The organism is Dactylosporangium sp. NPDC049742, assembly GCF_040674675.1.
GTDB lineage: Bacteria > Actinomycetota > Actinomycetes > Mycobacteriales > Micromonosporaceae > Dactylosporangium > Dactylosporangium maewongense.
Genome location: NZ_JBFANF010000029.1, coordinates 96,826 through 117,820, shown reverse-complemented (window position 1 = coordinate 117,820; position 20,995 = coordinate 96,826). Strand labels below are relative to the sequence as shown.

The 20,995-nt window shown below is 73.6% G+C and carries 14 protein-coding genes; 3 read left to right on the top strand and 11 right to left on the bottom strand.

The window, feature by feature from the left end:
- Positions 1–22 precede the first annotated feature (22 nt).
- A complete protein-coding gene (locus tag AB0J72_RS31195; protein ID WP_363404782.1) occupies positions 23–2,965 on the bottom strand; it encodes a carbohydrate binding domain-containing protein in 2,943 nt (980 codons plus the stop codon).
- A gap of 286 nt (positions 2,966–3,251) precedes the next feature.
- Here AB0J72_RS31195 and AB0J72_RS31190 point away from each other — a divergent pair, with 286 nt between their 5' ends.
- A complete protein-coding gene (locus AB0J72_RS31190) occupies positions 3,252–5,306 on the top strand; it encodes a carbohydrate-binding module family 20 domain-containing protein (protein WP_363404780.1) in 2,055 nt (684 codons plus the stop codon).
- A 115-nt stretch (positions 5,307–5,421) separates the two neighbouring features.
- Here the strand turns inward: AB0J72_RS31190 and AB0J72_RS31185 are convergent, their stop codons facing one another.
- The 5 genes from AB0J72_RS31185 to AB0J72_RS31165 form a co-directional block, all read right to left on the bottom strand.
- Positions 5,422–8,739, bottom strand: coding sequence for a family 16 glycoside hydrolase (locus AB0J72_RS31185; protein WP_363404778.1), 3,318 nt, complete (start codon positions 8,737–8,739; stop codon positions 5,422–5,424).
- A gap of 189 nt (positions 8,740–8,928) precedes the next feature.
- Positions 8,929–9,657 carry a hypothetical protein gene (locus tag AB0J72_RS31180; protein WP_363404776.1) on the bottom strand — a complete coding sequence of 243 codons (729 nt, stop codon included), beginning with the start codon at positions 9,655–9,657 and terminating at the stop codon, positions 8,929–8,931.
- Positions 9,658–9,705: 48 nt separating this feature from the next.
- Positions 9,706–14,166, bottom strand: coding sequence for a hypothetical protein (locus tag AB0J72_RS31175; RefSeq protein WP_363404774.1), 4,461 nt, complete (start codon positions 14,164–14,166; stop codon positions 9,706–9,708).
- Between the two features lie 26 nt (positions 14,167–14,192).
- A complete protein-coding gene (locus AB0J72_RS31170) occupies positions 14,193–14,969 on the bottom strand; it encodes a hypothetical protein (protein WP_363404772.1) in 777 nt (258 codons plus the stop codon).
- A complete protein-coding gene (locus AB0J72_RS31165) occupies positions 14,966–16,477 on the bottom strand; it encodes a hypothetical protein (RefSeq protein WP_363404770.1) in 1,512 nt (503 codons plus the stop codon). The genes AB0J72_RS31170 and AB0J72_RS31165 overlap by 4 nt, the downstream gene beginning before the upstream one ends.
- A 116-nt stretch (positions 16,478–16,593) precedes the next feature.
- Here AB0J72_RS31165 and AB0J72_RS31160 point away from each other — a divergent pair, with 116 nt between their 5' ends.
- Complete coding sequence (locus tag AB0J72_RS31160; RefSeq protein ID WP_344504134.1) at positions 16,594–16,890, top strand: hypothetical protein; 297 nt, start codon at positions 16,594–16,596, stop codon at positions 16,888–16,890.
- Here AB0J72_RS31160 and AB0J72_RS31155 read toward each other — a convergent pair.
- The 3 genes from AB0J72_RS31155 to AB0J72_RS31145 form a co-directional block, all read right to left on the bottom strand.
- Positions 16,887–17,939 carry a hypothetical protein gene (locus tag AB0J72_RS31155; RefSeq protein ID WP_363404768.1) on the bottom strand — a complete coding sequence of 351 codons (1,053 nt, stop codon included), beginning with the start codon at positions 17,937–17,939 and terminating at the stop codon, positions 16,887–16,889. The two genes, AB0J72_RS31160 and AB0J72_RS31155, sit on opposite strands and share 4 nt — an antisense overlap.
- Entirely contained in the window at positions 17,939–18,451 is a 513-nt protein-coding gene (locus tag AB0J72_RS31150; RefSeq protein ID WP_363404766.1) for a SigE family RNA polymerase sigma factor, read from the bottom strand. Before AB0J72_RS31150 ends, AB0J72_RS31155 begins: the two co-directional genes overlap by 1 nt.
- A gap of 62 nt (positions 18,452–18,513) precedes the next feature.
- The gene (locus AB0J72_RS31145; protein ID WP_363404764.1) at positions 18,514–19,413 is read right to left on the bottom strand and encodes an ADP-ribosylglycohydrolase family protein; all 900 of its coding nucleotides are present in this window, start codon (positions 19,411–19,413) and stop codon (positions 18,514–18,516) included.
- 40 nt (positions 19,414–19,453) lie between these two features.
- Here AB0J72_RS31145 and AB0J72_RS31140 point away from each other — a divergent pair, with 40 nt between their 5' ends.
- On the top strand, positions 19,454–20,119 hold the full coding sequence (locus AB0J72_RS31140; RefSeq protein ID WP_363404762.1) for a class I SAM-dependent methyltransferase: 666 nt from the start codon (positions 19,454–19,456) through the stop codon (positions 20,117–20,119).
- Here AB0J72_RS31140 and AB0J72_RS31135 read toward each other — a convergent pair.
- Together AB0J72_RS31135 and AB0J72_RS31130 are read right to left on the bottom strand one after the other, a co-directional pair.
- Positions 20,097–20,519, bottom strand: coding sequence for a MarR family transcriptional regulator (locus tag AB0J72_RS31135; RefSeq protein ID WP_363404760.1), 423 nt, complete (start codon positions 20,517–20,519; stop codon positions 20,097–20,099). The genes AB0J72_RS31140 and AB0J72_RS31135 overlap by 23 nt on opposite strands.
- A 3-nt stretch (positions 20,520–20,522) precedes the next feature.
- On the bottom strand, positions 20,523–20,945 hold the full coding sequence (locus tag AB0J72_RS31130) for an SRPBCC family protein (protein ID WP_363404758.1): 423 nt from the start codon (positions 20,943–20,945) through the stop codon (positions 20,523–20,525).
- Positions 20,946–20,995 lie beyond the last annotated feature (50 nt).

The following is a 20,995-nucleotide window of genomic DNA, read 5'->3' as shown; positions in this document are numbered from 1 at the left end:
ATGCGGGGATGCGGCAGGGGTGTCAGCGGAGGTACGGGCCGGCGGTGCCGACCCGGCCCGGCGCGGGGTTGCCGGGCAGCGACAGCACGTAGACGCGCATGGCGCCCTTGGCGGTCACGGTGGCGGTGAGGGTGCCGCCGGTGACGGTCTGCACGTCACCGGTGACGGCGTCGGTGTAGGTGCCGTTGGGGATGCCGGTGAACGTGGCGGTGCTGGAGATGGCGACGAGGACGAAGCTGTCCACGCTGCCGGCGGTGTAACGGCGCTTGTAGGCGATGCCGCCGGAGACGCCCGCGGTGGAGTACTGCCCCATCTGCAGTGCCGGCACCGCGCGGCGGATCTGGTTGAGTCGCTGGACGTGCTGCACGAGCGGCTTCTGCAGCGTCGTGGCGACCGGGCCGCTGGCACTGGCGACGGTGCCGTAGCCGGAGGCGACGACCGTGCCCTCCACGTAGGACCCGAAGTAGGCCCGGCCGGTGTTCGCCAGGGGGCACGTCGGGCCGCAGTCGATCTGCTTGCCGGCCTGGAACTCGACCTCCGAGCCGTAGTAGAGGACGGGGACGCCACGGAACGTCCACATGAGATCCATGTTCTCGGCCCACGCGTCCGTCCCGCCGGCGTAGCGGGTGCTGGACTTGTTGGGGCCGTAGTCGTGCGAGTCCACGTACACGGCGTTGTACGTGGCGTCGTTGACGCTGTCGTCGGAGTCCTTGCCGTTGTTGAAGGCGTTGGCGGCGTCACCGAAGTTCATGTGCATCCGCATGTCGATGATGTTCATGCCGGAGAACTGGCTGTGGTCCGGCGCGTGGTACACGTTGCCGTTCAGGAACGCGTTCGTCGACGTCGGCTGGTTGCCGGTGCCCTGCAGGTTCTCGTAGTTGAACTGCTCCAGGGCCGCGGTCGCGTCGTCGGCGCTGTAGGTGCGCCGCTCCTTCCACGTGTAGAACTGCGCGGAGTGGTTGACGGAGCCGCGGTTCCACTTGTCGTTGACGAACGCGGCGACCTCACCGAAGACGTAGAAGTCGTTCGCCTTCGCGGCCCCGTACTTCTGGACCAGGTGCTGCTGGAGGGCCGGCAGGAAGCGCCGGTTCCAGGTGACCCGCGGGATGTGCACGGCCGTGTCGACGCGGAACCCGTCGACGCCCATGTCGATGTAGGAGTTGTACGCGTCGATGAGGTACTGCTGCACGACCGGGTTCTCGGTGTTGAAGTCGGCGAGGTCGTCGTGCAGCCAGCAGGAGCGGGCGTCCTCGCCCTCCCAGTTGCCGATCCAGCACTGGTGGTACAGGTCGGCGGGGAACATCTTCGCCGTCGGGCTCGGCCACTGGCAGTGGTGGTTGGCGTAGCCTTCGGGGCTGAACGTGCCGTTGGTCTGGCCGTAGTTCGGGCAGGTGTTGCCGGCGGGCGCGGTGGTGGACCACAGGTCGCCGTTGTAGGCACGGCCGAGCGCGTTCTCCTCCAGCGGGTTGTACGTCTTGCCGGGGACCTTCTCGCTGTACATCCAGTCCCATTGCCCGTCCCGGGCGCCCCACACGGTCGGCACGTACAGGCCCTTGGCGCCCCACCGGGAGCTGTGGTTGTAGACCACGTCCTGGTAGATCTTCAGGCCCTTGGCGTGCGCGGCGTCGATGAGGTTCTGGTAGCTGGCGCCGGGCGACTCGAGGCGCGGGTCGACGCGGAAGAAGTCCCAGCCGTGGTAGCCGTGGTAGTCGTAGTCGGACCGGTTGAGCACGACCGGCGTGATCCAGATCGCGGAGAAGCCGAGGCCCTTGATGTAGTCGAGCTTGTCGACGAGGCCCTTGAAGTCGCCGCGGAACATCGGGTCGTTGTTGGCGGCGTTGCCCGACTTCACGTGCTGGCTGCCGCCCCTGTCGTTGGCCGTGTCCCCGTCGTAGAAGCGGGCGGTGAGCACGAAGTAGATGCTCTCCTTGCGCGGGTCGCCGCCGAGCATGGAGCCGCCCGCGGGCAGCGGTGGCGCGTCACCGGTCGTGACGGTGACGGTGCTGGACGCGCCGGAGAGGTTGCCGGCCGCGTCGACGGCCTTCACGGTGTACGAGTAGCTGGTCCTCGGCGCGAGCCCGCCGTCGATGTACCCGTTGGTGGCGGTGGTGAGCACGGTCCCGCCGGGGTTGCGGGTCACCTGGTAGCCGGTGACACCGCGGTCGTCGGTGGAGGCGGTCCACGCGAGCGTGACCGTGACGTGGTCGGCGGTCGCGGTGACGCCGCCGGGGACGCTCGGCGGGGTCGTGTCGGGCGGGACGGCCGCGCACGGGTCGGTCGCGCCGCCGGTGACGACCCCGCCGGCGACCTTCGACGTGCCGGCGCCGATGCGGTAGTTGGCGCCGTTGTTGTTGTCCCACGTGCCGGAGCCGTTGTTGAACACCGCCTGCATGCCGGTGGCGGCGCCCAGCGCGACGGTCTTCTTCACCCAGCCGGCGCAGGCGACCTCGTTCATCGCGACGCCCGGCACCGCGGTCCACGCCTCGCCGTTCGGCGCGTAGTGGATGTTCACCACCGGCCAGTTCCGGCCGGCGGTGGAGTAGAAGACGGTGGCGGTGTTGCCGGTCGGCGGCGGGGTCGTCGGCGTCGGCTGGCCACCGCACGGGTTGCCGGTGCCCGCGACGCCACCGGCGACCGTGACGTCGCCGGTGCCCAGGGCGTAGTTGCGGCCCGAGTTGTTGTCCCAGGTGCCGGCGCCGTTGTTGAACACGACCTGCAGGCCGTTGGCGGACCCGAGGTCGATGGTCTTGCTGTACCAGCCGGTACAGGCCGGCGTCATCGGCACGCCCGGCACGGCCGTCCACGCGCCGCCGTTGGGCGCGTAGTGGATGTTGATGGTGGTCCAGGCGGCGGCGGGCTTGTAGTAGACGGTGACGGTGGTGCCCGCGGCGGCGAGGGCGGGGACGACGAGGAGGGACGCCAGCAGCGTCAGGACGGCGAGCAGCAGGGCTCTTCTTCGGGACACGGGGTGCTCCTTGCGTGCATCGATGCGGCGGCGGACCGACCGACGTGACAGCCTGGCGGGGCATGGCAGCGCGTGGAGGAAGACTGATCTGGCCGATTGACACATGTCAAGCTTCTTGCAAAAATCACCAACTCCTCACCGGACAGATCCGGGCTGAGCTGCTGAAACGTCGACGCCATCTTGCAAAGATCAACAGGTCTTTACCGGCGCGTTACGGGAAGCTAGCATCAGGGCGCTCTTGCAAGACCTTGCAACTCCTGCAAGTCGCCTACAGTGGAGCGTATTCGTGAAGCGTCCCCTCATGCTCGCGGCGATCCTCGCCCTCACCGCCGTCGGGCTCAGTGCCCCGCCCGCGGCGGCGTCCCCGGACCGCGGCGACGTCACCGCACACCTCTTCCAATGGCCGTGGCGCGACGTCGCCCACGAGTGCCGCACCACCCTCGGTCCGGCCGGCTACGCCGCCGTGCAGGTCACCCCGCCCCAGGAGCACGTCGAGTTACCCGCACAGGGGTATCCGTGGTGGCAGGCGTACCAGCCGGTCAGCTACAGGCTCGACAGCCGCTACGGCAACCCCCGCGAGTTCGCCGGCATGGTCGAGGCCTGCCACCGCGCCGGCGTGAAGGTGTACGTCGACGCCGTCATCAACCACATGTCGGGCCAGACCACCGGCGGCGTGGGCAGCGGCGGCACCCGGTTCGGCAAGTACGACTACCCCGGCCTGTACGACAGCACGGACTTCCACCACTGCGGCCGCAACGGCGACGACTGGATCCACGACTGGAACGACGCGTGGGAGATCCAGCACTGCGAGCTGCTCGGCCTGTCCGACCTCGCGACCGAGCAGGAGGACGTGCGCGCCGACATCGCCGGCTACCTCAACGGCCTGCTGCGCCTCGGCGTCGACGGCTTCCGCATCGACGCCGCCAAGCACGTCCCGGCGGCCGACCTCGCCGCCATCAAGGCCAAGCTGAAGCGGCCCGCGTACCTCTACCAGGAGGTCCTCGGCAACGCCCCGATCCCGAAGTCCGACTACCTGCCGGTCGGCGACGTCATCGAGGACGCGTACGGCCAGCAGATCAGCCGGGTCGTGAAGTCCGGCAAGCTCAGCTGGCTCGACCAGTTCGGCGAGGCGTGGGGCTTCTCCCCCTCCGCCACCGCCGTCGTCTACGTCGACAGCCACGACACCGAGCGCGACCAGAGCGGCGCGACCCTCACGTACAAGGACGGGCCGCTCTTCGCGCTCGGCAACGCCTTCTCCCTGGCGTGGCCTTACGGGCACCCGCTCGTGCTGTCCAGCTACGGGTTCACCAGCACCGACGCCGGCCCGCCGGGATCGTCGGCCAACGGCGACCTGGGCTCCGTGCGCTGCGGCGGGGTCACCAGCGGCCCCGGCGGCTGGCTCTGCCAGCAGCGGGACACCGCGACCACCGGCCTGGTCGGCTTCCGCAACGCCGCCGGCACCGCGCCGGTCAGCCGCTGGTGGAGCGACGGCGACAACGCGATCGCCTTCGCCCGCGAGGGCCGCGGCTACATCGTGCTCAACCGGGAGAGCACCGCCGTCACCCGCACGTTCGACACGGGCCTGCCGGCCGGCGTCTACTGCGACGTCACCCGCGGCACCGTGCGCGGCGAGCGGTGCACGGGCCCGACCGTCACCGTCGGCAAGGGCGGCGCGCTGACCACGACGGTGCCCGGCCTGAGCACCCTCGCGATCGACGTGCGGCACCGCGTCTCCCGGACCGTCGCGGCCCCCGCGGCGGCGGTGTCGTTCTCCGCGTACGCGGTGGTCGCCCCGGGCGAGCGCCTCGTCCTCGTCGGCAACGCCCCCGCCCTCGGCGCCTGGAACCCCGCCAACGGCGTGCGGCTGTCGTCGGTCGGCTATCCACAGTGGACCGCACGGGTCCAGGTCCCGGCCGGCACCGCGCTGGAGTACAAGTACGTGAAGCTCGCCGCCGACGGCACGGTCACCTGGGAGAGCCGCCCCAACCGCACGGAGACCGTGCCCGCCGACGGCTGGCTGTCCACCTCGGACGGCTGGGAGGCCGGCGCCACCGTCCAGGGCGACGTGACGCTGCACGTCGCGGAGGAGCCGGGGCAGCAGCTGTTCCTCGTCGGCGCCGCGCCGTCCATCGGCTCGTGGAACCCGGCGAACGCGGTGCCGCTGACGAAGACGGCGGACGCGACGTGGACCGGCCAGGTGACCCTGCCCGGCTCGGCGGTCGTCGAGTACAAGTACATCCGCAAGGACGCCGCCGGCACCGTCACCTGGGAGAGCGACCCGAACCGCACGGTCGCCACCCCGTCGGGCGGCAGCGTCGCCCTGAACGACACCTGGCGGTAGCACACCGGGCGGGGGGGGGCCCCCCCCCCCGGCGGGCGCCCCCCCCCGCCCCCGCCCGCCCCCCCGGGGGGGGGGCGCCCCCGCCCCGGCCCCGCCCCCCCCCCGCCCGGCCCCGTCAGGCCGGTTCGATCCAGATGTTGCGGTAGCGGACGTTGGCGCCGGGGTCGTTGTGGTCCTGCAGGCGGATCGGCAGGGCGGCCGCGGACTCGGCGGCCCCGTTGCCGGTCGGGCCGTCGATCGCCACGTCGTTGTGGACGACGACGCCGTTCCACACGACGGTGACGCGGGCGTTCTCCGTCTTCGTCGCGCCGTTCCAGCGGGCGGCGCGGAACGTGACGTCGTAGGTCTGCCACGTCTCCGGCGCCGTCGCCGGGTTGCTGTCCGGTGCCCGCTTCAGGTAGATCGCGCCGCACTCGTTGGTGGCGAGGGTGGCCTTGCCGTACGTGTCGAGCACCTGCAGCTCGTAGCGGTCCTGCAGGTAGATCCCGCTGTTGCCGCGGGCCTGGCCGGTCACCTCGGGCGGCAGGTTCGGCAGCCAGAACTCCACGTGCAGCCGGAAGTCGCCGTAGGCCTGCTTGGTGCGCAGGTCACCGCCGAGCACCTCCACCGACCCGCCGGACACGGGCCAGGTCGCCGCGCTGCCGTCGGACGCTGCGAACGCGTTGAGGTTGCCGCCGTCGAACAGCTGCACCCGGCTGACCCCGTTGTGCGTCCACGCCTGCCGCGCGTCGCCGATCTGCAGCGCGGCGCCGCCGGCGTTGAGGAACCGGCCCGACTGCGGGTTGAGCAGCGCGCCGTCGGGCTGGGCCTGCCACACCTGGGCGCCGCTGCCGTTGCAGTTCCACAGCTGCACCGGGGTGCCGGCCGCGGTGTTGCCGCCGGAGACGTCCAGGCACTTGCCGAGGGCGCGCAGGGTGTCGCCGGTGCGGGTCCAGCTCTGCGCGGTCGTGCCGTTGCAGTTCCACAGCTGGACCTTGGTGCCGTTGGCGGTGTCGGCGTTGCTGACGTCGACGCACCGGCCGTCCGCGCCGGTGATCGTGCCGGTGCGGTCGCCGGGCGGCAGGCCGACGGTGAGGCTGTCGAGGTTCACGTGCCCGATGTCGCCACCGTCCACCTTGTACGCGATGGTGTTGCCGCCGGCCCGCAGCGTCACCCGGTCCACCGCGTTGGCCCACGTCTCCCAGTCGCCGGTGCTGGCGAGGCTGACCTGGCGGACCTTCGCGCCGTTGACGTAGAGGCTCACCGTCTTCGTCCCGGGCGACGGGTTGGGGCCGTTGCTGTAGCGCAGGTTGACGTCGTACGCGCCGGCCGTCTGCGTCGTGACGCTGAACGTGGTCGCCGCGCCGGCCGTACCGTAGCCGGCGACGAAACCCGACCCGGTGTATCCACTGTGGTCGGTCGCGACCTGCGCGCTGCCGCTCAGGCCGGCGTGCTCCGCCTCGAGCCGGCCCGGTTGCGCCAGGGTGCCGTCGACGAGGCTGTTCAGCGTGTACCACGCCTCGGTGCTCCACAGCGACGCCCCGGTGGTGGAGGTGAAGGGGCGCGGCGAGCGCAGGTACACGACCCGGCCGGGCTTGAGGTTCGCCAGCTGCAGCGTCACCTTCAGCCGGTCCGCGGACAGGGTCGCGGACGTGACCGGCAGCGTCTCCTCGTCGACCTTCGGGCCGCCGTAGGCGGGCGTCGGCACGTAGCGCCACTGCTTCGCGACGTAGCGGGCGGCGAGCTGGGCGGCGGTCGCGGTGGACACCGGCTGCGTGTACTCCAGCTCGAACCCGCCGGCGATCGCCCGCATCGCCTTGATCTCGAAGGCCGAGGCGCCGTTCGGGGTGAGCTTCTGCAGGCCGTAGGTGAGCTTGCCGTCCTGGCCCCAGTTGCCGCCGGCGCCGAGACCGCCGGCGTACAGCGCGCCGTCGGGGCCCTGGCTGAGCCGCAGCACGCCCATCTCCAGGCCCTGCGTGAGCCGGAAGACCGCGCCCTGGTACTCGCCGTTGACCTTCTCCAGGTACGCCCGCTGGATGCCGCCGTAGGTGACGTCGCCGAACAGCAGCTGGCCGGCGAACGGGCCGCTGGACAGCAGCAGCGGGGTGCTCGGGGAGTTGGCGATCTCGTTCTGCGGCAGCCACAGCACCGGGGCGGTCACCGGCTGGCCGTCGAACGGCCCGTCGGGGTTGGTGTAGTGGCCGAAGAACCGGTCCTGCTTGATGCGCACCAGCTTCGAGGCCGGCAGCCAGCCGCCCTGGTTGTCGGTGACGAAGATGTCGCCCTCCGGGCCCCAGCCGATGCCGTCGGGGGTGCGCAGGCCGCCGGCGACGTACTGCACCGCGCCCGTGCTGCGGTTGATCTTCAGACTGGTGCCGCGGTTCGGCGAGCCCTGCGGATCGGTGGTCGCGCCGCCCTGGTTGATGGACACCGACAGGTTCAGGTAGAAGTAGCCGTCCTTGTACAGCAGCCCGAAAGCGAACTCGTGGAAGTTGCCGTCGAACGGCCACGTCGCGACGGTGCGGTACTGGTCGATCTGGCCGTCGCCGTTGGTGTCGTTGAGCTCGGTCAGCTCGTGCTTCTGCGACACGTACAGCTTGCCGTCGACGTACTTGATGCCCATCGGCTCGCGCAGGCCGGTCGCGATCCTGGTGTAGGTCACCTGCGCGGGCGACGTGGCGCCGGTGACACCGCTGAGCAGGTAGACCTCGCCCACGGTGGTGTTGCTGCCGCCCCAGGTCGTGATCGCCAGGCGCCCGTCGGGCAGCCAGTCCATGGCGCTCACCTGCGGCTGGAAGCCGTTCGGGCGGAGGTTGGTCAAGGTGTACCCGGGATGCACGGCGTTCAGCGGCAGTCCGTCGCCGGGGCTGTCGGCGGCGCCCTCGCACTCCTTGCGCCCGGGCGCGGTGACCCGCACGACCCCGGCGTCGGTGCTCAGCGCCGAGTTCGGCACGACCGTGAACCCGGACGCGCCCGGCGGCCGCCACTCGAGGGTCAGCTGCTGCCCGCCGGTACGCTCGAAGTAGTCGATCCGGATCGCGTGGTAGCCGGGGCCGAGGGTGACGGTGCCGTCCATGGCGGTCGCCCCGTGCAGCCCGTCGTGGTTGATGACGGTCGCGCCGTCGACGAGCAGCCGGGAGCCGTCGTCGCTGGTGAGCCGGAAGATGTACGACCCGGCGGCGGTGACGTTGACGTTGCCCGTCACCTGCGCCTGGAACAGGTCCTCGAGACCGAAGTCGGCGGCCGTGCTCCAGTTGACCGTCGGCATGAGCTTGTCGATGTTCGGCGTCTGCCCGGTCTTGAGGGTGCAGATCGAGCTCAGCGGCGTCTGCACGTCGAAGACGCGCAGCGTGACGCCGGGTTCCTGCGGCGGGACGGCGGCGCGGGCCTGCGTCGCGGGCAGCAGGCCCGCGATCAGGACGGCGGCCGCCGCGCCGAGGACGGTTCTCCTCATCGAGCGCTCCAGAGGGTAGGAGTTGTCCGGCGGCACGGTGCGCCGCCCTGAGAACTCCCGCGCGCTCGCCGAAGGGCGACACGGGCACCGCGAGCCGCCACCTTTCGGTGACGGCCCTCGATGTGTCAGTCACGCTAGAAGACTTTTGCTCGAATGTCCATGACTTCTGTCGATGGAATCGAAAGTCCGTCAGTCGGCCTCGACGTTCTCCTTGAAGCGCCGGATCCGGGCCAGGGTGGCGACGCTCGCCGGCCGCAGGGTCGTGCCGTCCGGGGCCTTGCCGGAGTACGCGTAGCCGAGCATGCCGTCCACGCACAGCGGGCCGCCGCACGGCTGGTCCGGCCGGTCGGCCGCCACGGAGAAGAGGTTCCCCTGCCCGTCGGCCATCCGCATGACCAGGGTGTATTTCCCGAGGTTGACCCGGTCGACGTGGAAGCCGGCCGCGACCGGCACGACCGGGGTCAGCCCGCGGTCCCGCAGCGCGGCGGCCAACCAGCGCTCCTGCGCCAGCTGCTGCACCGCGACCGGCACGGCGGCGAGGGCGACGAGCGCCGCGGCGAGCACGGCCCGCCCCTGCCGGCCCACGGCGCCGCCGAGCGCGACGAGCAGGTGCGCGGCGACGGCGAACGCGACCCAGCAGGCGGTCGTCTCGACCGGGTGCCGCCAGTTCGACAGGCCCATGACGCCGGCCCCGACGACCGGGATCAGGAACGGCGGCACCAGCAGGTGCGGCCAGGTGCGCGGGCTGCGGGTCACGCCGGAGAAGATGCCCCACACGCCGCCCGTCAGCACGACGGTGAGCACGCAGGCCCCCGCGGCCTCCAGGATCGGCGGGCCGCTGTAGGAGTTCCAGGCGTAGCCGAGGAGCATCGCGAGCGCGATCCACGTGCCGGCGCCCGTGACCGCGCCGTACACCACCGTCTACACCGCCACCGACCATCGCATCGATGCCAGTATGTACTTGCGCTACAGCAAGGTCTCCTGGTGCGGGAACGTAAGGCGGGCCGTGGTGATCCCCTCGATCACCTGGTCGTCGTTCAGCTCGCGTTCCTGCACCTGGGCGTAGTTGCGGCCGCGGTGGTGGGTGTTGCGCATCCGGACCACGTTGGGGAAGCGGCCGACGGCGCGCATGTCGCCGAGGCCGGACAGGAAGACGAGCTGGATGCCGTTCGCGGCGGCGACCCGGCGCTGCAGGTCCAGGAACGCGACGTAGTTCGCCGTGCCGAGCGGGTTGTCCATCGGCAGCACGCCCAGGCCGGGCACGTCGCCGCCGCGGTTGGCGGCGCGCAGGCGGGCGAGCATGCAGAACAGCAGCAGGCTGATCGTGACCTTCTCCCCGCCGGACCACTTGCTCATCAGCTCGACCGGCTGGCGGTCCTCGCCGAGCTCGGTCGACGGCTTCAGCACGCGGGCGGTGAAGTTGCCGCGGCCGACGACGGCGGTGGTCGCCTCCCACACCAGCGTCAGCCCGTCGGGGATGTTCTCCTGGCGGGCGACGAGCCGCTCCACGAGGCGCTCGACCCGGCTGCGCAGCGTCGCGTCGGTGGTGTCCACGGTCGAGCGCGGGCCGACGTCGAGGAAGCGGCGGTTGCGCAGGTGGTCGGCGAGGCCGGGCGGCAGCTGCGCGTGGTGCTGGGCGCGCTGCAGCGTCTTGAGCCCCTCGCGGACCTCGGCGCACAGCGCGGTCACCACGAGATGCTTGTCCTTGTCGACGGCCTCGAGCTCGCCGGCGAGCGCGTGCCGGTACGTGCGCAGCTCCCCCGCCAGCTCCGGCGGCAGGTCGGCGGTGCGCTCGCCGCGGAACCGGTCCCGCACCTCGGCGGTGACGGCGGCGAAGCGCTCCTCGCCGGCCCAGCGGTCGACGCGGTGCACCTCGGCGGCGAGCTGGTTGCGGGCGGCGGTGACCGCCTTCTCGGCCGCCTGCAGCGCCCGCCGCGCGGCGCGGCCCGCCTCCCGCGCCGCGTCGACGTCGCCGTCGAACGGTGGCGCGGCGACCGGGTCGTGCTCGCCGAGGTCGGCCTCCAGGTCCCCGGCGAGCCCCTGGAAGTCGGCGGCGCGGCGGCGCTGCGCCTCGGCCGACCGCACGGCCGCCGCCTGCCGTTCGCGGGCCACCCGCACGGTCTCACCGGCGGCGTCGAGGTGCTCCTGCAGGTTCTGCGGCGTCGGTACGGCCGGCGACAGCTCCTCCGGCGCCGGGCGGCTCGCGCCGCGGTCGGCGAGGTCCCGGCGGGCGGCGTCGCGCTCGGCCTCGGCCCGGGTCGCGGCCGCCCGCGCCGCGAAGTGCTCCTGCTCCGCGAGCTCGGTGTCGCGGGCGACGAGCGCCGGGTCGGCGGCCTCGGGCGTGGCGGCGAGCCGGGCGGCGGTCTCGTGCTCCTCGGCGCTGAACTGCCGCGCCTGCCGGTCGAGCGCGTCGAGCCGCCGGCCGATCTCGCTGATCGTGGCCTCGAGGGCGTCGCCGGACGAGCGGCGCGTGTACGCCTCGTCGGCCGCCTGGTACGCGCTCATCGCCGCCGCGAGGCTCACCGGCTTTCCGATGCCTGCCGCCGCGTCGGCACCTTGGCGGGCCGGCCCGGCGCCGGCCGCCGGCTCGGCGACCCGGCGGAGCTCGTCCATCCTGGCGCGGTGGCCCCTGGCGGTGCTCCGGTGCTGTTCGGCGTCCGAGGTGCAGCGGGCGGCGACGGTGGCGTGCCCGCGCTCCTGCTCCTCCGCCTGCTCCAGCTGCCCCTCCAGGTCGGTCCGGGCGGCGGGCAGCCCGCGCAGCTCGGCCCGCTGCCGGTCGGCCTCGGGCGCCCGGCGGGCCAGGTCCTGCAGCACACCGAGGCGGGTGGCCAGGACCCGGCGCCGCTCGGCGAGCCGCTGCTGCGTGACGCGCAGCCTGCCGGCGCGCGCGTCGAGCTCCCCGCGGGCGGCGTCGAGCTGGACCGCCCGGTCGCGGGCGCTGTGCAGCAGGTCGCCGAGGCGCTGGTGCTCGGCGTCGAGGTGCTCGCGATGCCCCGGCGGGCACCGGTCGGCGAGCTGGCGCAGCTGGTCCTTGAGCCGCAGGTCGTGGTCGCGGGCGTCGAGCAGCTCCTGGACCCGCTCGCCCCGGTCCCGGCGGCTCTCGGCCCGGCGGTCCGCCTCCCGTGCCGCCGCGGTCCGGTCGTACATGGCGGGCGCCGGCTCCAGGACGAACCCCGGCCCCGGCTCCCCTGGCTCCCCTATGGCGGCGTCGAGGTGCGCGGTGGTGGAGACCTGGACGGCGCTGGTGGGGAAGAGCCGGGCGGCGTGCAGGGCCGCGCGGGCTCGGCCGAGGTCGGCCTCGTCGTGCAGGAGGAGGCCGCCGACGAGGTGCGGGACCCGGTCGACGAGCGCGGCCCAGCGGTCCTGCGGGACCCGGTCGGCGAGGTGGTGCCAGCCGGTGCTGGCGGGGATGCGCTCGGCGGCGAGGACGTCGGCGGCGCGGGCCAGGTCGAGGGCGGCGGGCAGCAGCCCGCGCGGCGAGGCGAGCGCCTGCACGGCCCGGTCGTCCTCGGCGTCGGCGACGGCGAGCTGGATGCGCTGCCGGTCGGCGCCGACGATCGCCTCCGACAGCTGGTCGACGAGGAGCCGCTGCTCGCCGACGGGGTCGACGGTGTCGCGTTCGGTGAGCGCGGTGAGCCGCGGGTCGGTGGCCAGGGCGTCGATCTCGGCGAGCAGCGGCGTGCGGACGCTGTCGAGCGTGGCCAGCTGCCGGGTCAGCTCGGTGACGGCGGCGTGCACCGAGGCGCGTTCCCGCTCGTGCCCGGCCCGGTCCGCGTCGAGCCGCTCCGCCTCGGCCGGCAGCTCCTCCGCCAGCCGCCGCGCCGCCTCCTCGTCGGCGGCGCGGGCCGCGGACAGCGCCGCCCCCAGCCGCTCGACGGTGCCCACCGCTTCCGCGTCCTCCGCGGCGGCACCGGCGTGACCGGCAACGCCGAGGTGGCCGGCGGTGGCCGGGTCGGCGGTTGTCGCTTCGTCGGCGGCCGGGTCGGTGGTCGTGGTGAGGTGGCCGGCGGTGGCGGCGGCGCGCACGTCGTGGTCGAAGGTGGCGAGGTACTGCTCGATCGCGCGCTGCCGGCCGGTGAGGCCGCCCAGTTCGGCGCGGAGGCCGTCGGCGAGGGCGCGGGACTTCGCCTGCTGCTCGGCGGCGTCGGCGGCCTGGGTGGTGAGCGTGGCGACGGTGTCGTCGAGCTCCGCACACGCGTCGCGCAGGGCCGACAGGTACCCGGCGGCGGCCTCCGACCTGGCCTGCCGCAGCGGGGCGGCGCCGGCCTCCGCCGCCCGCTGCCGGCCCTGGGCGGCGGTGAGGCGGGAGGTGAGCTGGTCGCGGTCGACGAGGAGCGGGACGAGTTGCCAGGCGCGGTGCACGCGGCGCCGGGCGACGACGGTGCCGGCGGCGTCCTCGACGGCGGTGCGGGCGTCGGCGTGCCGGCGGGACGCGGCCTGCCACTGCTCCTCGCGCAGCAGCACGTCGAGGGCGGCCGCCCTGCTCTCCGCGTCGGAGGCGGCGAGCGCGGCGGCGCCGGCCACGGCCTCGTGCTCGCCGGCGGCGGCAGCGGCGAGGGCGGCGGCGCCGGTGAACGACGCGGCGAGGCGCACCGCCGCCTGCCGGGTGGCGGCGGCCTCGGTGGTGGCGGCGGTGACGGCGGCGCGGGACCGGTCGAGGACGTCGAGGAGGTCGACGGCCTCGTCGCAGAAGGCGACCTCGGCGCGCAGGCGCGGCTGGCGGGCGAGCCGTTCGCGGGTGCCGCGCAGGATCGTGGCGACCTTCGTCGCCGAGGTGGGCTCGGTGACGAGGCTCAGCAGGTACTGCACGAAGTCGTCGGACGTCCTGAACTTGAAGTGGTGCTCGATGCCGCCCTCGGAGGCGTTGATCCGCAGGATGGCGGTGAACAGGCCCGGGTCGAGGCCGCGGTCGTGCAGCGCCTGCGCCCACCGGTCCTGCTTGGTGGTGACGACGGCCTCGGCACCGGCCGGCAGCGCCTCGACGGCCCGCACGAACTCCTTGAAGTCGGCGGTCGCGAACGGCAGGGACTCGATCTCGACCTCGGGCGTGAAGGCGTACCAGGTCTGCTTCAGCCGGTCGTGCCCGGCGTTGGGGTCGGCGGGCTGGACGCGGTCGGTCCACTCGTAGACGGCGCCGGTGACGAGCCGCCGGCCGGTCGGGTCGGTCCACTCGACGACGACGTGGCCGGTGTCGGCGCCGAGGATGCAGTCCTCCAGGTGCCGGCCGGTCGTGGCGGTGGCGAGGAAGTCCCGCCGGTCGGGCCGGATCAGGGCACAGATGAGGGCGATCAGCGTCGACTTGCCGCCGCCGTTGCGCATCCACAGGATGGTGTCCAGCGGCGTGCCGTCCTTGCCGGTCAGGTCGAGCCACACGTCGCGGAAGCGCGCCGCCGGTGAGCCCACCCGGTCGAGGTACACCCGCCGCATCTGCCACAGTCTCGCCGGCGCCGCCATCACACACCCTCCACAGTGGACCCGCCGGAAGCGCCGGCCGCGCCGGAGTCGGCCGCGGCGGTCGCGGTGCGGCGCACCGAGCGGAGCGCCTCCAGGGCCTCGCCGCCGGCCACGTCCGCGACGAGCAGCCGGAAGCGGTCGGTCAGCTGAAACGAGCCGGCGCCCATCTGCGGCACCTGCCGCGCGGCGCCCCGCTCGACGAGCCAGCCCAGGACCTCGAGGACCGCGAACTGCGTGCACCCCCGCGCCGGCCCCGGCAGGCGGTCCTTCGGCTTGAACGCGGCGGTCCGCCGGTACACCTCGGCCGCCCTGCGGGCCTGCCCGTCGACGGTGTCGGGGTCGCCGGGCAGGGCGAGGACCCGGTCGGCGGCGTCGCGGACGAACCGGTCCAGCGCCGCGACCTCCACGATCTTCACGTCGGTGGTGTCGAGGTCGACGTCGTGCGGGAACGCGTACGCGGCGATGCCCAGCACGACGAGGCCGGCGATGAGCTTGTCGTCGGCGCTCATGCTGCCGCCGCGCAGGTCGGCCATGCGCAGCGCGAACACGCTGCCGGGCTGGGTGCTCAGGACCAGGCCGGTGCGGGCGGGCGCGCCGAGCACGATGAGGCCGAGGCCCCCGGCGACGGTGTCGACCGCGTCGCGGAAGGCGGTGTTGGTGCGGTACCGCTCCAGCAGCTGACCGTAGGTGTTGCCGTCGGTGGGCCGGGCGCCGGTGCGCAGGCCGAACGCGACGAGCTCGGCCGCCGACCACACGTCCTCGATCGGGACCGTCACGAGTCCATGCCTCCTTCGTACCGCACCAGCAGGTCGTCGCCCCAGGCGAGGGGGTGGTCGAGGCGGTCGCCGGAGCGCTCCGCGGACAGCGCCTCGGTGAGGGCCGTGAGGTCGGACTTGGCGTCGGGGTCCCCGACGTCGGGCGCGTAGGACCACAGCGCCGTCAGCAGCACCAGCTCCCGCAGGTCGTCGCCGGCGGCGGTCCCAGTGGCCTCGCTCAGCAGCGCCGACAGCGGGACCGGCTCGTCCGCGGCGCGGCGCAGGATGCGGGTGGCCTCGGCGACGACCGCGGGCGGGTAGGCCTGCAGGTCGACGCCCTCGACGTCGCCGGGCGTCTCGGTCTCCTGGTCGGCGGGTTCGGCCGCGCGCGGCGGGGCGAGCAGCATGTCGACGAGCCCGTCGAGGTGCAGCAGCCGCGGCACGCGCAGCCCGAGCACCCGGTCCCCGAACGTCTCGGCCACGACCCGGGCCTGCTCCGCCGGCGCGTCGAGCACGGGGTGGAACAGCTCGGGCTCGATGTTGAGCAGCCGCAGGTGGACCCGGCGGGCGAAGACCTGGCTCAGCTGGGCCTGCAGGAACACGCCCCGCGCGCCGGCGACCCGCTCCGCGAGGTCCAGGTGTACCCGGCGGATGCGGCGCAGGGTCTCCACCAGGTCGCCGGACGCCTGCCGCACGGCGCTGTCGGTCTCGGTGTCGATGCCCGCCGCGACGTGGTTGAGGACCTCGGCGTCGGCGGCGATGCGGGCCTCGACGTGCTCGCGGGCCCGCGCGAGGCGGTGCGGCACGTCGGTGATCCAGTCGAACGAGCGCACGTCGCGGCGGGTCGCGTCGAGCACGTCGGCGAGGGACGCGGACATGGCCACCGACACGCGCTCGGCCTGCGTGGCGGTGCGGGCGGCGGCCTCGAAACGCCGGTCCCGCAGCTGGCGCTGCAGCACGACGGAGAACGCGGCCTCGGCGTCGTCGACGTCCAGGTCGAGGCCGTTGAGGTACAGCATGACCGCCTGGTGGGAGGCGAGCACGACCGCGCCGTCGGGGCCGTCCTGCAGCTGCAGGAGCTTGAAGGCGTACTCCTCGCGGCGCGGCGGGGACACGTGCGCGTCGACGAACGAGTAGACGAACGCGCCCTGGTTGTCGGCGTCGTTGAGCAGGCCTTTCACGACCCAGCGGGCGGCGTCCTGGTGGTCGCCGGCCGCGCCGCCGGGGTGCATGACGGCGGCGAGCTCGGCGGTCGACTCGATCAGCTCGGCGAGGGTGATCTGCCTGGCGAACCCCATCGACGCGACCGCGATGTCGACCGCGGCGAGGGCGAGCTGGCGCAGGTCGTAGGCCTGGTGGACGCTGACGTGGGCGGCGTTGCGGACGAGCCGGGCGACCGGGTCGGTGAGGATCAGCGCCCGCCAGCGGGCCCGCATCGACGCGTCCGCGGCCGGTGAACGGACCTCGGGCTGGTCGGAGCTGGTGACCGGGCCGCTGTCGAAGAGGTCAGGCTGCCACTCCTGCACCACGCGGTCCCGCTCCTCCCCTGTGCGCCGCTCTTTTGCTGCGGTCCGCAACACTATCGGCGGATTCGGGCGGCGGCCAACTCACCGGCCCCGCACGTCGGGGGGATACCCTGCTCGGTGTGCTCGTCGTGCTGTTCGTCGCCGTGGCGTACGCGGTACTGATCGCCCTCCACGCGTGGATGATCCGGCACCACCGGCTCGAGGGCGCGTACGAGCCGCGGGCGGCCAGGTGGCTCGCCGCCCGCTTCGGCCCGCTCCCCCCGCCCCGCCCGGCCGGCCCTGTCCTGGCCCGCCGCGAGGCGAAGGCGTTCGACCGGCTGCTGACCGGCGACCTGGACCCGGCCGCGTACCGCGACCTGATGGCGCTGCTGGCGGCCCAGGACGCCGTCGAGCGGCCGCTGCGGGTGCCCCGCTAGCCCGGCGGTCCGATGCTGATCGCGGTGCCCGGCTCGGCGCCGGGGACGTCGAGCGTGGCGGTGACGGCGCCGTCGGGGGTCACGACGAGCACCTTGCCGCTCTGGACGGCGAGCAGCACGTCGGCGGTCACCCACACCGCAGGCCCCGGGAAGGGCACGCTCTGCCCGGTGGTGGTGTCGAAGCGCCGCCAGCCCGCCTGAGTCCCGGGCACCGGGGGGCCGGCCACGACGTACCGCCCGCCCGGAGACCACGAGAACGGGCCGGACGGCGTCGCCGGCACCTGCGCAACGCTTCCGGCCTCGCCGGTGGTGGCGTCGAAGTACTGGAGGTGGTCGACGCGTTCCTCCGCCTCACCGCCGGAGCGGTCGGCGATGGGCAGCGTGACGCCGCCGCCGTCGCGCGTCCAGGTGAAGGTGCACTCGCTGCAGTCGTACCGGTCGTGGTCGATCCAGTGCCGGCGCACCTCACCGGTCCCGGCGTCGATGACGGCGAACCCGACCTTGAACGGCTCCTTCTGGCTGATCCCGCCGACGAGGCGGTCACCGACCGCGTTCCAGCTGTAGTCGCCGACGAAGCCGGCGGTGTCGACGGTGACCGGGTTCGTGCCGCGGACGTCGCTGATCCGTACCTTCTCGGGGGCGACGACCGTGAGGACCCGCTTGCCGGTCGGCGCCGGCCACACCAGCCCGGACGTGGTGACGAGCTCGCCGGTCGCCCGGTCGAGCACCCGGTCGCCGATCTTGGTCACGACCCAGCCACCGGGAAGCCCCGACCCCCACGCGAGTGTCGCCGCGGCTGACGCCTGTCGGGACGCCGGCTGGGACGCGGCCGGCACCACGGGCGCCGCGCCGTCCCGGTGCGGCAGGACCAGCCACGGCACGGCGACGGCGGCGACCGCCACGGCCGCGGCGGCGCCGACGGCCAGGCGGCGGGTCCTGCGGATGCGCCGGCCCTTGACCATGCTGCGGGCGGCGAGACCGGCGCCGGGGGCGTGGACCTCGCCGGCCATCTCGTCGATCGTCTCGTGGAGCAGCCGCTCGAAGCGCATCAGTGCCGCCCTCCCACTTCCACCCAGTCGAGCTGCGGCACGAGCTCGCGCAGTTTCGCCAGGCCGCGGGACGCCTGGCTGGCGACCGTGCCCACCCGGCAGGACAGGATCGCCGCGGTCTCCTCGACGCTCATGTCCTCGAAGTACCGCAGGATCAGCACCGCCCGCTGCCGGGGCGGCAGCGACCGCAGGGCGTCGCGCAGCAGCAGCCGCAGCGCGGTGTCGGAGTCGAGGTGCCGGGTGCCGGCGCGGTCCGGCGGCTCGGCGACCGTCACCTCCGCCTGCCGGCGCCGGCTGCGCCACCCCGACGCGAACTCGTTGTAGATCATCCGCCGGAGGTACGGCTCAGGCTCGTCGATGCGCGGCCACCGGGCGAACGCCTTCGCCAGGGCGTTCTGCACGAGGTCCTCGGCGGCGTGCCGGTCCCCGGTCAGCGCGTACGCCGTCTTCAGCAGCGCGTGCGCGCGCTGCTCGACGAAGGCCGAGAACTCGGCCTCCTCGGGTGTCTCCACGACGTGGCACCTCCTTCACCGCCATTGACGCCGGCGGTGCCGGAAAGTTTGCATCGCGGTTCTCAGGGTGCCGCGACCCAGCCCGGCAGCCGCTCGCGGTGGGTGAGCCAGTCCTTCGGGATGCCGGCGCGGCCGACCGCCGCGGCGACGACACCGCCGGTGATCGCGGCCGTCGTGTCGACGTCGCCGCCGGCCTCCACGCACGCCAGGATCGCCGCGCGGTAGTCGGCGAGGTGGGTCGCGGCGGCCCACAGCGCGAACGGCACCGTGTCCTGCGCGAGCACCTGCGAGCCGTTGCCCAGGACGTACGCGGCCTCCGCCACGCCCGCGCTCTCGTCGACGAGCCGGCGGGCCCGCTCCAGGCCGCTCTTGACCTGGCTGTCCACCTGGTACGCGAGCACCGCGTCGAACAGCTCGCCGGGCTCCAGCGGCGCGTCGACGAGCCGCCCCCAGCCCGCCTCGGCGGCCGCGACGGCGACGGCGACCGCGCCGAGGATGCCTTCGCTGTGCGCGTGGGTGACCTCGGCGCTGCGCATCGCGTCGAGCGCGGCGCTGCGCGAGTCCCCGGCGTGGAACGCCCCGAGCGGCGCGACCCGCATCGCGGCGCCGTTGCCCATCGAGCCGAGCCCGTCGAACGCGTCGCGGGCCGCCTCCCGCCACGGCACGCCGTCGCGGATCCGGTGCAGCACGACGACGGCGCCGCCGCCGTAGCCGCGGTACGGCTCGTACCGGCGGGAGAACGCCGACGCGAGCCGGTCCCGGTCGATGCGCCCGTGCACCGCGAGCTCGTCGACGATCGAGCAGGCCATCTCCGTGTCGTCGGTCCACGGCCAGGCGCCGGGCGGCTCGTTCGCCTCGGTGATGTGGGACAGCGTGGTGCCCGGCACGAAGAACTGGGCGCCGACCGCGTCGCCGACGGACAACCCGTCGAGACTTTCGTAACAGAGGTCGAGTGAGGTCATGTCGCCGGCAATGATGCCACGGCCGTGGCATGGTTGCCTGATGTCCGAGGTCACCGCCGACGGCCGCCCCGTCGGTCTCTACGAGGTGCTGCCCGACGGCGGCGATCCGGCCTTTCTCCACTCCAAGGTCCCTCCGGGCGCGGCGATCCTGGACCTCAGCCACTCGGGCGGCCGCTTCGCGAATCCCCTCGCCGGCCTGGGCCATCCGATGGTGGTCGTCGACGACTCGGCCGCCATGCTGGCTCAGGTCCGGGACGCCCGCACCGTGCAGGCGGACCTCGGCGGCCTGGACCTCGGCGAACGCTTCCCGGTGGTGCTGGCGGCGAACACCCGCACCAACGCCGTCGACGTCACGCTGCGCGACGAGCTGCTCGCCGCGTGCCGCCGGCACGTCACCCCCGATGGCCTGGTCGTGCTGCGCTGGCTGCCGCCGTCGTGGTTCGACACGGCGGTGACGTTCACCGGCCGGCTCAAGCGAATGGAGATCACGTTCGAGATCGAGTCCTTCGACGGCACGGTCCTGGACAGTCGCAGCACCTACCGTCTCGGCCGCACCGCCTGGGAGCAGCGCAACTCGGCCCGCCGCCTCAGCAACGCCGACATGCGCGCCGCCCTCGTCGCGGCCGGGCTGCGCTTCGACCGGCACCTGCGCGGCGGCCGCCAGTTCTTCTCCGCCGTACCGGTCAGCGACCCGCCAGAGGCTTGAGCGTCCGAATGACGGCGGCTGCGTCCGTACCGGCGAAGAACGCGGCATCGGCGGCCTCGACGACCTCGATCGCACGCTGGGCGAGCTCGGCGCCCCGGTCCGTGACCCGCAGCCGCCTGGCCCGCGTGTCGGCGGGGTCGACGGCCCGCTCGACCAGGCCCTTCTCCTCCAGCTTGCGCAGCACCTGCGACGCCATCTTCACGTCGGTGCCGGCGTGCCGGGCGAGCGCCAGCTGGTTGGGCGCCTCGCCGGCCCGGTTGAGCCACCAGGCGCTGGCCAGGAGCACGAACTGCACGTGAGTCAGGTCGAGCGGCCCGAGCGCCGCCGCGATGCCCCGCTGCCAGCGCAGCGTGGCGTGCCACAGCAGGAACCCCGGGCTCTCGTCCGGCCGCAGCGCCATCCTCTACACCCCCACCCGTGCCTGCGCGATGAGGGCCGCGACGACGTCCGGGAAGTCCCCGGTGATCGCCGGTCCGAGCCGCGGCCCGATCTCACCGGCGGCCGGCCCGGTGATCTCGGTCCGGTACACGACCCTGGTCCCGCCGGCGGTCCGCTCGATGCGGTGCTCGGTCCGCACGACGAAGTCCCCGGCGTCCATCTCGTCGGTGAACCGCTCCCCCGGCACGACCTCGGTGAGCCGCATCTCGATCGCCTCGTCCTCGCCGGGTCCAGTCATCCGGAACGCGGTCCCGGCCGCGAACGGCCCGTCGATCTCGATCCGCTCGACCCCTGAGTTCCACCGCGGCCACCCGCCGACGTCACTCCAGAGCGCCCAGAGCGCCCCGGCGTCCACCGTACTGTCGGCCGCGTACTCGTACTCCCACATGGCTCCCCCTCGCACGACTTAGTCTCCGCAGAGATTATCTTCGCGGAGAC

Bases quoted from the DNA above. Each gene is read 5' to 3' on its own strand.
- AB0J72_RS31185 (WP_363404778.1), bottom strand. From the start codon at position 8,739: ATGAGGAGAACCGTCCTCGGCGCGGCGGCCGCCGTCCTGATCGCGGGC.
- AB0J72_RS31135 (WP_363404760.1), bottom strand. From the start codon at position 20,519: ATGGCGCTGCGGCCGGACGAGAGCCCGGGGTTCCTGCTGTGGCACGCC.
- AB0J72_RS31130 (WP_363404758.1), bottom strand. From the start codon at position 20,945: ATGTGGGAGTACGAGTACGCGGCCGACAGTACGGTGGACGCCGGGGCG.
- AB0J72_RS31140 (WP_363404762.1), top strand. From the start codon at position 19,454: ATGTCCGAGGTCACCGCCGACGGCCGCCCCGTCGGTCTCTACGAGGTG.
- AB0J72_RS31155 (WP_363404768.1), bottom strand. From the start codon at position 17,939: ATGCGCTTCGAGCGGCTGCTCCACGAGACGATCGACGAGATGGCCGGC.
- AB0J72_RS31175 (WP_363404774.1), bottom strand. From the start codon at position 14,166: ATGCGGCGGGTGTACCTCGACCGGGTGGGCTCACCGGCGGCGCGCTTC.
- AB0J72_RS31145 (WP_363404764.1), bottom strand. From the start codon at position 19,413: ATGACCTCACTCGACCTCTGTTACGAAAGTCTCGACGGGTTGTCCGTC.